Source organism: Sulfuricurvum sp., assembly GCF_049587615.1.
Lineage (GTDB): Bacteria > Campylobacterota > Campylobacteria > Campylobacterales > Sulfurimonadaceae > Sulfuricurvum.
Genome location: NZ_JBAVEF010000002.1, coordinates 35,076 through 45,000 on the forward strand (window position 1 = coordinate 35,076; position 9,925 = coordinate 45,000).

Genomic DNA, 9,925 nt, shown 5'->3' on the forward strand with positions numbered 1-9,925 from the left:
ACTACGCCATGAATAGCAGAAAGACATATTTATCTAGTTTTGCGTAAAATCATAAAAATATTTGTATAGACGATTAAAGATGAGAATTTAAATGACGCAAACCGAATACCAAAACGCCGTAAAACAACTCCAAAAATACTCGTATCACTACTATGTCCTCGACGATCCGATCACGACCGACGAGGAGTACGATATCCTTTATCACCATGTCGTGGCGTATGAGGCTGAACACCCCGATGAGATCATCTCCGATTCACCGACACAGCGGGTAGGGGATGTCCCTCAGGACAAGTTTGACAAGGCGCAGCATCTGAGTCGTATGTGGAGCCTCGAAGATCTTTTTAGCCGAGATGAGTTGGAGACGTGGGTAAACCGTATCACCAAAGGGTACGGGGATGTCCGCTTTTACTGTGAACCGAAGTTTGACGGGGCGAGTTTGAACCTGATCTACGATAACGGGGCTCTTGTACAGGCGATCACGCGCGGAGACGGTGTCGAAGGGGAAGATGTCACTCAAAACGCCAAAACGATCCAGTCGATCCCTCTTCGTATCGACTATACGGGGCGGATCGAGATTCGGGGGGAAGTGGTGATCTTCAAAGAGGATTTTGAGAAGATTAACGAAGAACGCTTAAAAAATGGAGAAAGCCTTTTTGCCAACCCGCGTAATGCGGCGGCGGGGAGCCTCCGTCAGCTCGATACCCGTATCACGGCGTCGCGCCGTTTGGTCTTTATGCCTTACGGTATCGGAGCCAATACGCTGGAGATCAAAAACCTCTCCGAGCGGATGGAGTGGGTCTATGCGCTGGGATTCCGAAATCCCCATATGACCCATTTGTGTGAGAGTGCGGATCAAATCGAGAGCTTTTACCATGAGATGCGCGTTGAGAGGGATAATTTCGCGATGCTGCTGGACGGGATGGTGATCAAGGTCGATGCGATCAGTGTTCAGGACGAACTGGGTTATACGGTGAAAAACCCCCGCTGGGCAGCGGCATACAAATTCCCCGCGATCGAGAAGCTGACAACTCTGAAAGAGGTCATACTGCAGGTGGGGCGCAGCGGCGTCGTTACCCCCGTGGCGATCGTCGAGCCGGTTGATATCGAGGGGGTAACGGTAGAGCGCTCAACACTTCATAATTTCGATGAGATAGAGCGTAAAGACATCCGCATCGGGGATAAAGTCATCATTCTTCGAAGCGGCGACGTTATCCCTAAAATCGTCAAGGTGATCACAACCGAGCGGACGGGGAGCGAGCAGATCATCCCGCGCCCGATCCATTGCCCCGTGTGCGGAAGCGAGCTTTTGGATGAGGGAGCGTTGATCAAATGCCAAAACATGGGGTGTGAAGCGCGAGTGGTGAACTCGATCATCTATTTCGCCTCCAAACAATGCCTCAACATCGACGGATTGGGAGACAAGATCGTCGAAGCGCTCCACAGTGCGGGGATGGTGCATGAGGTGAGTGACCTCTTTAGCCTTACGATGGATAAGCTCCTCTCGTTAGAAGGGTTCAAAGAGAAAAAGAGCCGTAATTTGATCGATGCGATTGCCGCAGTTAAAGGGTGCGATTGCTGGCGTTTTATCAATGCGTTGGGGATCGAGCATATCGGAGAAGTAGCCTCTAAAACATTGTGCGGTGCATTCGGTACGGCATTTGATACGGCAAGCCGCGAAGCAATTTTGGCGTTGGAAGGATTCGGGGGTGAGATGGTCGAATCGATCCTCGAATTTTCCCGTGTCAATGGAGATAAGATCGAGAAATTACGGACGATTTTAAATCCCGTCGCTCCGATCAAAGTGGAAGCGGTAGAGAACCCGTTTAAAGGGAAAAGTGTCGTGATCACGGGATCGATGTCTGTGCCGCGTGATCAGATCAAAGAAATTCTTGAAGGGTTGGGGGCGAAAGTTGCCTCGTCCGTTTCCAAAAAAACCGATTATGTCGTGTACGGCGAGGATGCGGGGAGCAAATACGATAAAGCGGTAGAACTGGGGGTGACGTTGCTCACCGAGTCTGAATTTAGAGAAAAGATGGATCCCCGGATCAAGTCCGAGGACCTTAAAAAGGTTCTCGTGCCCTTCGGGTATGACGGAGATCGTCATTCCCGCGAAGGCGGGAATCCAGCTAAAGAATTATCTTCTCTTTCCGATAGCGCTTCGACGGCGCAAGGGGTTAGAATAGAGCCCAAAAATAGTCTTTTTGATTAAATAGGCGACATACCCTTTGACCTTAATCCCTCCGGGGAGCAGTCCGGCTCCGTATTCGCCTCCGAGGGCGATCATTACCCCCTGGTTTTTAAAATGAAACGGCCGTTTCGATTTTTTGTTGAGTGAGCGCAGGATGTTGTCTACGGCATGTTCGGCACCCCGTTCGGCAAGCTGGGCGGTCGGAGGGATGAATTTTCCTTCTTTAGTGAGTGCCTGGGCAATGTCGCCGATAGCGTAGATATTCTCGTGTGCAGGGATGTTCAGCATCTCATCAACGATCAAATGCCCTTTGGCATTGGTTTCAAACCCCAGATATTGGGTGAGGGTCGATGCGGCGATCCCACCCGTAAAGATCATGAACTCAAAACTAAGGTGTTTGCCGTTGTCGAGAAGAATCTCTTTTTCGCGCACTTCGCTGATACGGTTGTTATGCCAGACGTGGACACCCAGGTTGATGAGTCTTTCATGTGCGCTTTCGATCAAAAACGGATCCATACCAAAGAGGATCGTCTCATACGCATCGATGAGGTAAACATCGATCCCGCGGCATCCGAAATTGCCGTTTTGATAAAAACGGTTTGCATACGCCGCCATCTCTGCAGCGATCTCTACACCCGAAAGCCCGGCTCCGCCGATGATGATATTAAAAGGTTCAACATCGCAGGTGTCCGTTTGGGCTTCGATACGGTTTAGAAGGGCCCGTTCAAACTGTTGTTTGAAATCCAAAGCAGCCGATATGCTTTTGACGCCGTGAGCATAGTCGCGAAGACCGGGGATAAAATCGGGAAAATAGGTTCGGCTTCCGGTCGCGATGATGAGATAATCGTAAGGGATCGTTTGGGTTGGGGTAGAAACGGTATGGGACGCCGTATCGACACCGCTCACTTCATCACAGAGAAAATCTACCATTCTGAAACTTTTGCATAAAGAGGGAAGGTCGATCATCACATGGGACATATCCACCTTGTTGGCGATAAAATCGTATACTTCAGCCTGCATATAATGGTATGCATTCTGGTCGATCAGGGTTACGGTGATGTTCGTATGCTTTGATAGATGTTCGACGGCACGAATCCCGCCGTATCCTCCGCCGATCACGACTACGTGTGTTGCTTTCACAAATGCCCCTGAAATTTTTGTGCAATGGTAGCGGAAAAGGATATAATTTTACTTTTAACAGAGATAGGAAATAAATGAGATTAGACAGCTATTTGGTAGAAAATGGGTTGGTTGAGAGCCGTAATAAAGCGCAGCAGCTCATAAAAGAAAATGCAGTAAGTGTGGATGGAAAAATTGTCGATAAAGTTTCCTTGGACGTCGTCGAGGGGATGGTGGTCGAGGTAGCCGATACCGAGATGTACGTGAGCCGCGCCGCCATTAAACTCAAAGGATTCCTCCCCTATACCGAATGGAACATCAAAGGGCTTCGGGCCCTTGACATCGGTTCGAGCACCGGGGGATTTACCCAAATCCTTTTGGAAAACGGTGTTGCGAGTGTCACGTGTGTCGATGTGGGAAGCGATCAGCTCCACCCTTCCTTGCGGAGCGACCCGCGTGTCAGTGTCCATGAAAATACCGATATCCGTACGTTTAACAGTGAGGAGTCTTTTGATTTGGTCACATGCGATGTGGCGTTTATACCTCTTGAGCTGATTCTCGAATCGATTGATGCTCTGGCATCACGTTACATTATCCTCCTTTTTAAACCGCAGTTTCAGGTGGGGCGTGAAGTGAAGAGAGATAAAAACGGCGTTGTCAAAGATGATAAAGCGATAGGAAAAGCGATGATCCGATTTGAGGACACCTGTGCGCTTTTGGGATGGAAGCTGGTAGCCAAAGAGGTTGCCCATATCAGCGGCAAAGAGGGAAATCAGGAGACCTGCTATGGCTTTGTCAAAGGTTAATGCCATCGCTATCGGTGGGTTTGACGGGATGCACGTCGGTCATCAGCGGTTGTTTGATGCGTTAGGGGAAAACGGGGCGATTGTCGTCATCGAGACGGGATATGCCAACCTGACCCCCGGAAGCGAACGTGAACATTACACCCACTATCCTATTGTTTACTATGCACTTGATGATATCCGCCATTTGGAAGGGGAAGCATTTGTGGCCATGCTGCGAGAGCGGTTTCCCCATCTGCGTAAAATTGTCGTGGGATACGATTTCCATTTTGGGAAAAACCGCCGCTACTCTCACGCCAATTTGGGAGAACTGTTTGAGGGGGAAATAAAAGTGATCGATCAGGTATGCATCGAAAACGATTCCGTCCATTCCCATAAAATCCGTTCTAAAATACAAATCGGTGATCTAAGCGGAGCAAATCGTTTTCTGGGACACAATTACACGATTAAAGGCTCCGTTATCAAAGGGCAGGGGATCGGTAAAACGGATCTCGTCCCCACGATCAATCTCGAATGTCCTGGGTATCTGCTCCCCTATGAAGGGGTTTATGCGGCTCTCACCCGTCTGGATGCGGAGGAACATTTTCACCCTTCCGTCGTCTTTGTCGGACATCGGGTAACCACGGACGGAAGTTACGCCGTGGAGAGTCATATTTTGGGTGAAAACATCGGCAGTTGTGAGAGGGGATCGATCAGCTTTGTCAAATTTTTACGCAAAAATCAAAAGTTTGAGTCTCTCGAAGCGCTTAAAAAGGCAATCGATGATGATATTTTAAACGCACGGCGGGAACTCCTTCATTTGAGTTTATAGGAATTTAATCTGCTATAGGGTAAAATCCCGCTAATTTTCTATGCAAAGGAACGCTTCATATGGGTGAGTTGTTTACCTTCTTTGGCCTTTACAGCCATGACCACAGCTTTATTTTCCTCACGCACATGCTGCTCACAGCGGCTATTGTACTCGTGATTGCGAAAATGGCGACTTCAAATCTACGTTTGGTTCCATCAGGGGCGCAAAACGTTATGGAAGCATACTTGAGCGGCGTACTCGCAATGGGTGCTGACGTTATGGGTAAAGCGGAAGCACGTCGTTATCTTCCTCTGGTAGCGACTATCGGTCTTTTCGTCGGTATCGCAAACATTATCGGGATTATTCCCGGTTTTGAAGCACCGAGTGCATTTTTGGATTTCACCCTTGCGTTAGCATTGGTTGTTTTCGTATATTATAACTTCGAAGGTATCCGTCGTAACGGTATCATCAGCTACTTCAAGCACTTTATGGGTCCTGTATGGTGGTTGGCATGGTTGATGTTCCCGATCGAGATCGTATCGCATATCTCTCGTGTTATCTCTTTGAGCTTCCGATTGTTCGGTAACGTTAAAGGGGATGATATGTTCTTGATGGTCATCTTGATGTTGGCTCCGTGGTTGCTCCCGATGATCCCATTTGCACTTCTTACCTTTATGGCATTCTTGCAAGCGTTCATTTTCATGATGCTCACCTACGTTTACCTTGGTGGTGCGGTTCTTCTTCACGACGACCACTAAGAACGTCCCATGAAGCGAAGTACGTTCGACGCACTTTTAAGCTTCCTTGGCGGTGTCTCATGGGCTTTCGTCATTGTAGGCGCATGGGTCACTTTTCAATCTTTCGTTTTCCTCGGTATTGTCCCCGCTTTGATGTTCACTTTCCTCTTTATCTTTTTGGCGCTGTTTTTGCTGTTGGTCTTAGAGACGATGTCTATGGCGCGCGATCGCAACGATATGATTGCAAAACAAAATCAACTTCTCGAAGAGATTCGAGATACAGTAAAAGCACCATCAACGGACACGTGAAAAGTTATCTGATCACCGACCCTTCATTTTACGGCAGCAGTCGCGATTCGCTGGAATCGTCGTTAAATGCCGTATTGTCCAAGACTATCCCCGATTTTGCCCTATTTAGAGACAAACAAACATCCGATTATCCGATTCTCGCACAGAGCTTTATCCGAGTATGTCGAAGTTATGGTATTTCAAAAGTACTCTTACACGGCGATTATACTCTTGCTAAAGGATTAGGAGCTGATGGGGTGCATCTCACCGGGACGCAGTTTGACGAGATAGCTGAGGCGAAAAAACAGGGGTTATATGTCGTTATCAGTACCCATACTCACGATGAAGCACTCAAAGCACAAGAACTCGGTGCCGATGCGATCACCTACAGCCCGATTTTTTTCTCCCCTGCCAAAGGTGAACCCAAGGGTTTAGAGGATTTAAAAGAAATAGTGGATAAAATAAGAGTACCTATTTTTGCGTTGGGCGGTATTACTGCCTGCGAGCAGATAAATGCTGTATCCACTACGGGTGCATACGGCTTTGCATCGATTAGATATTTTATCCCTTAAGGAATTTTCGTTATGTTTGAAACCATTATCGGTTTGGAAGTTCACGTCCAGCTCAATACCCAGTCTAAACTATTTTGCTCATGCCCTACCAGCTTTAACCACACCCAAAACACCAACACGTGTCCGACCTGTTTGGCACTTCCAGGGGCACTTCCGGTTCTGAATAAAGAGGCGGTCCGTAAAGCGGGGATGTTCGGTACGGCGGTAGGGGCGACGATTAACCGCACCAGCTTCTTTGATCGCAAGAGTTATTTTTATCCCGACAGCCCGAGTGCGTACCAAATCACTCAGCTCTACACCCCGGTTGTCGAACACGGGAAACTGACCATCGATTTCGAAGACGGAAGCCACAAAACGATCCGTATCAACCGCGCCCATATCGAAGCCGATGCGGGGAAAAATATCCACGAGGGGTCGATCTCTAAAGTCGATCTAAATCGTGCGGGTACGCCGCTGCTCGAAATCGTATCCGAACCCGATATGCGTTCCGCTGAAGAGGCGATTTTGTATCTCAAAAAACTTCACTCCATTGTCCGTTACATCGACATCAGTGACGCCAATATGCAAGAGGGATCGTTCCGTGTCGACGTTAACGTCTCTATCCGACCTAAGGGAGATGAGAAACTCTACACCCGTGTCGAGATCAAAAACATCAACAGCTTCCGCTTTATCCAACGGGCAATCGAGCTGGAAGTAGCACGTCAGAAGGAAGCGTGGGAAGACGGTACCTATGAGAGTGAAATCGTTCAAGAGACCCGCTTGTTTGACCAAGTGAAACAAGAGACCCGCTCCATGCGTGGTAAAGAGGAAGCAGCCGATTATCGCTATTTCCCGGAGCCGGATTTGCTTAAAGTGATCGTCGATGATGCGATGTATGCCGATGTCTGCAATATCCCCGAACTCCCCGATGCGAAAAAAGAGCGTTTCGTAAACGAATTTGGAATCAACGACTATAATGCGTCGGTTATTACTGCAGAATTGGAGACAGCACACTATTTTGAAGAAATGTTGGAGCAGGGGATCAGTGCGAAAAACGCGGTGACATGGCTCACCGTTGAACTCCAAGGGCGTTTGAGCGGCGGAGTAACTCCTTCATCTTCGTCGATCAGTGCTGTGATGCTCGGAACTCTTGTGAAAAGAATCGAAGAGAGCGTTATCAGTGGTAAAGCGGCGAAAGAGGTGCTTGATTACCTCCTCGAAAACGGCGGCGATATTGACGATGTGATCGAAAAACTGGGGCTCAAACAGGTGAGTGATACCGGTGCACTCGAAGCGTTGATCGATGAGATTTTGCATGCCAATGCCGATAAAGTAGCCGAGTACAAGTCGGGGAAAGATAAACTGTTCGGTTTCTTCGTCGGTCAGGCGATGAAAGCCTCTAAAGGTTCAGCGAATCCGAATACACTGAATGAAATTCTCCAAACCAAATTAGCGCAATAAGAGTTAGTGTGATAGGCCGGTTGATCGTCGGGATCGCTTTTTATCTCCACGCGTCCGCGCGTTATCGGCATATCAAGAAATTTTTCTATAACCTTCTCGAAAACTCTGCGTACCCTTACAAAAAGTTTTTTGATTACACGATGATCATGCTGATTGTCATCAGTGTTTATATTTTGATCCGTCATGTTAAATATGACGTCAGCCAGGAATGGCTTTTTTTCAACAACTACGTCATCTCTTTGATTTTTTTAGCGGAATATCTTGTGCGATTGTGGGTATATAGCGATAATTCGAAAGCGATTATCGAGCAGTACGAGCACGATCTGTTTTTGCAGCGCCCGTTTAAACTTTTACACGTCGTACAGCGTATTATTGTGACCAAATCGGAATTTGTCTTCTCTCCCGCGGCCATCATTGATCTGCTGGCCATCATGCCGTTTTTCCACGAAATGCGATTATTGCGTGTGTTTATCCTCTTCCGGGTATTTAAGCTTTTCCGGTATGCGAAAAGTCTGACGCAGTTCGTTTCGATTCTCGCTTCCAAAAAATTTGAAATTTTGACCCTCGGGGTATTTGCCAGCGTCATCATCGCCGTCTCTTCCGTCCTGATTTACGTGATGGAAGCAAACAATCCCGCGTCACCGATCAATACCCTCTTTGATGCGGTGTATTGGTCGGTGGTGACGATTTTTACGGTCGGATACGGTGATTTTGTCCCCGTAACGACCGAGGGGCGAACGGTAGCAATGGTGATTATCGTAGCGGGGATCGCCGTCATTTCGTTTGCCACTTCGATCGTGGTATCGGCATTTACCGAAAAGCTGGATGAAATCAAAGAGGACAAACTGATCGATGACGTATCCAAGATCGATCAGTTTTATTTGATTTGCGGATACGGCCCTTTAGCCCATCAGGTAGCGCACCGTTTTCAGATAAATGATAAAAAGGTGGTCATCTTAGAGAGCAACAAGGAGAGGGTGCTCGAAGCACAAAAAGAGGGATTTCTTGCACTCGCGTATGACCCTGCCTCGTTGCACTCCTATCATGCGCTCAGGATCGATTTCGAATCTCAGGTGATTGCCGCAATCTTGCTCGAAGAGAGCGATGTCTTGAATGTTTATACGGCATTGACGATCCGAGAAATCACCAAGCACGTCCCGTTACTGTCGATATTGCTCCATCATGAAAACCGTCGCAAACTCGCTCTAGCCGGGATCAATGAGATCGTCTATACCCAAGAGCTGATTGGACTGATGTCTAAAGAGGTGAGCGGCAGACCGGTAGCATTTGAGGTCATTCATGCCCTCAGATCTGAAAACAGCGGTGTTTTTATCGAAGAGGTTATTTTGGATGCGCTCATGGCCACACGACTTTTTGAGAGTGCCAAACTCCCCCTTTTTCACAAACGGCTTATTCTTTTGGGGGTCTATAAACAAACGGGTAAGTCGTTTTTCTTTAACCCTTCCAATACACTTGCGATTGAAGCGGGAGATGTGGCGATTGTCGTGGGGACACGTTCCTTGATTGATGAATTCAAAGCACTGATGCGCAAAAAGAGGAAACGATGAGTTACAAAAGTGCCATAGTGTTCGGTTTTAACGAATACGCTAAGCAGATCGCTTTTCAGATCGCCCCTGAATATGGGTCGTTCGTTGTGTTTGTGTTGAGTGAAACGGAACAACACGCAGCGCAGGAAGCAGGATTTGAAGCAGAGCTGTTTGATCTGAGTGAAGATTGGAACATGATTCAAGAACGGTTTGATACGGAGAGTCTGATTGTTTTTTGTGCTTTGGAGAATGATGCGGAGAATGTATTTTTAACGATATCGCTTCGTTCCATTTTCGAGGATCTTCCGATTATCGCATTGGCGGGGGATCACGAGAGTGCGGCAAAAATGAAAAGTGCCGGGGCCAACAAGGTGATGCCTATTTTGCAAATCACCGCCAATGTCATCACCGAAATTCTCGAAAAACCGACGGTAACGGAAG

At 47.8% G+C, this 9,925-nt stretch carries 10 protein-coding genes; 9 read left to right on the forward strand and 1 reads right to left on the reverse strand.

Features of this window, described 5'->3' with window-relative positions; all coding sequences use genetic code 11:
* The first annotated feature begins 91 nt into the window (after positions 1-91).
* On the forward strand, positions 92-2,209 hold the full coding sequence (gene ligA / locus WB308_RS00180) for an NAD-dependent DNA ligase LigA (protein WP_424187783.1): 2,118 nt from the start codon (positions 92-94) through the stop codon (positions 2,207-2,209).
* On the opposite strand, the gene WB308_RS00185 is transcribed toward ligA, so the two are convergent.
* Entirely contained in the window at positions 2,135-3,328 is a 1,194-nt protein-coding gene (locus WB308_RS00185) for an NAD(P)/FAD-dependent oxidoreductase (RefSeq protein WP_424187785.1), read from the reverse strand. The genes ligA and WB308_RS00185 overlap by 75 nt on opposite strands.
* A 74-nt stretch (positions 3,329-3,402) precedes the next feature.
* On the opposite strand from WB308_RS00185, the gene tlyA reads away from it, so the two are divergent.
* From tlyA to WB308_RS00225, 8 genes are all read left to right on the forward strand, one after another.
* Positions 3,403-4,113 (forward strand): 23S rRNA (cytidine-2'-O)-methyltransferase TlyA, encoded by a 711-nt coding sequence (gene tlyA, locus WB308_RS00190; RefSeq protein ID WP_424187787.1) that lies wholly within the window; start codon positions 3,403-3,405, stop codon positions 4,111-4,113.
* Complete coding sequence (locus WB308_RS00195; RefSeq protein ID WP_424187789.1) at positions 4,094-4,921, forward strand: bifunctional riboflavin kinase/FAD synthetase; 828 nt, start codon at positions 4,094-4,096, stop codon at positions 4,919-4,921. The genes tlyA and WB308_RS00195 overlap by 20 nt, the downstream gene beginning before the upstream one ends.
* Before the next feature lie 59 nt (positions 4,922-4,980).
* On the forward strand, positions 4,981-5,658 hold the full coding sequence (locus WB308_RS00200; protein WP_424187791.1) for a F0F1 ATP synthase subunit A: 678 nt from the start codon (positions 4,981-4,983) through the stop codon (positions 5,656-5,658).
* Positions 5,659-5,667: 9 nt separating this feature from the next.
* A complete protein-coding gene (locus WB308_RS00205; RefSeq protein ID WP_424187793.1) occupies positions 5,668-5,946 on the forward strand; it encodes a hypothetical protein in 279 nt (92 codons plus the stop codon).
* On the forward strand, positions 5,943-6,497 hold the full coding sequence (locus WB308_RS00210; protein ID WP_424187795.1) for a thiamine phosphate synthase: 555 nt from the start codon (positions 5,943-5,945) through the stop codon (positions 6,495-6,497). The genes WB308_RS00205 and WB308_RS00210 overlap by 4 nt, the downstream gene beginning before the upstream one ends.
* 12 nt (positions 6,498-6,509) lie before the next feature.
* Positions 6,510-7,937, forward strand: a complete 1,428-nt coding sequence (gatB, locus tag WB308_RS00215) for an Asp-tRNA(Asn)/Glu-tRNA(Gln) amidotransferase subunit GatB (protein ID WP_424187797.1) — start codon at positions 6,510-6,512, stop codon at positions 7,935-7,937.
* 8 nt (positions 7,938-7,945) lie between these two features.
* Positions 7,946-9,505 (forward strand): ion transporter, encoded by a 1,560-nt coding sequence (locus tag WB308_RS00220; RefSeq protein WP_424187799.1) that lies wholly within the window; start codon positions 7,946-7,948, stop codon positions 9,503-9,505.
* The coding region (locus WB308_RS00225) for an NAD-binding protein (RefSeq protein WP_424187801.1) at positions 9,502-9,925 on the forward strand (424 nt) is incomplete at its 3' end. The genes WB308_RS00220 and WB308_RS00225, both read left to right, overlap by 4 nt.

Excerpts from the sequence above, each read along its gene's own strand:
- WB308_RS00195 (WP_424187789.1), top strand. The coding sequence starts at position 4,094 with ATGGCTTTGTCAAAGGTTAATGCCATCGCTATCGGTGGGTTTGACGGG.
- ligA (WP_424187783.1), top strand. The coding sequence starts at position 92 with ATGACGCAAACCGAATACCAAAACGCCGTAAAACAACTCCAAAAATAC.
- gatB (WP_424187797.1), top strand. The coding sequence starts at position 6,510 with ATGTTTGAAACCATTATCGGTTTGGAAGTTCACGTCCAGCTCAATACC.
- WB308_RS00200 (WP_424187791.1), top strand. The coding sequence starts at position 4,981 with ATGGGTGAGTTGTTTACCTTCTTTGGCCTTTACAGCCATGACCACAGC.
- WB308_RS00205 (WP_424187793.1), top strand. The coding sequence starts at position 5,668 with ATGAAGCGAAGTACGTTCGACGCACTTTTAAGCTTCCTTGGCGGTGTC.
- tlyA (WP_424187787.1), top strand. The coding sequence starts at position 3,403 with ATGAGATTAGACAGCTATTTGGTAGAAAATGGGTTGGTTGAGAGCCGT.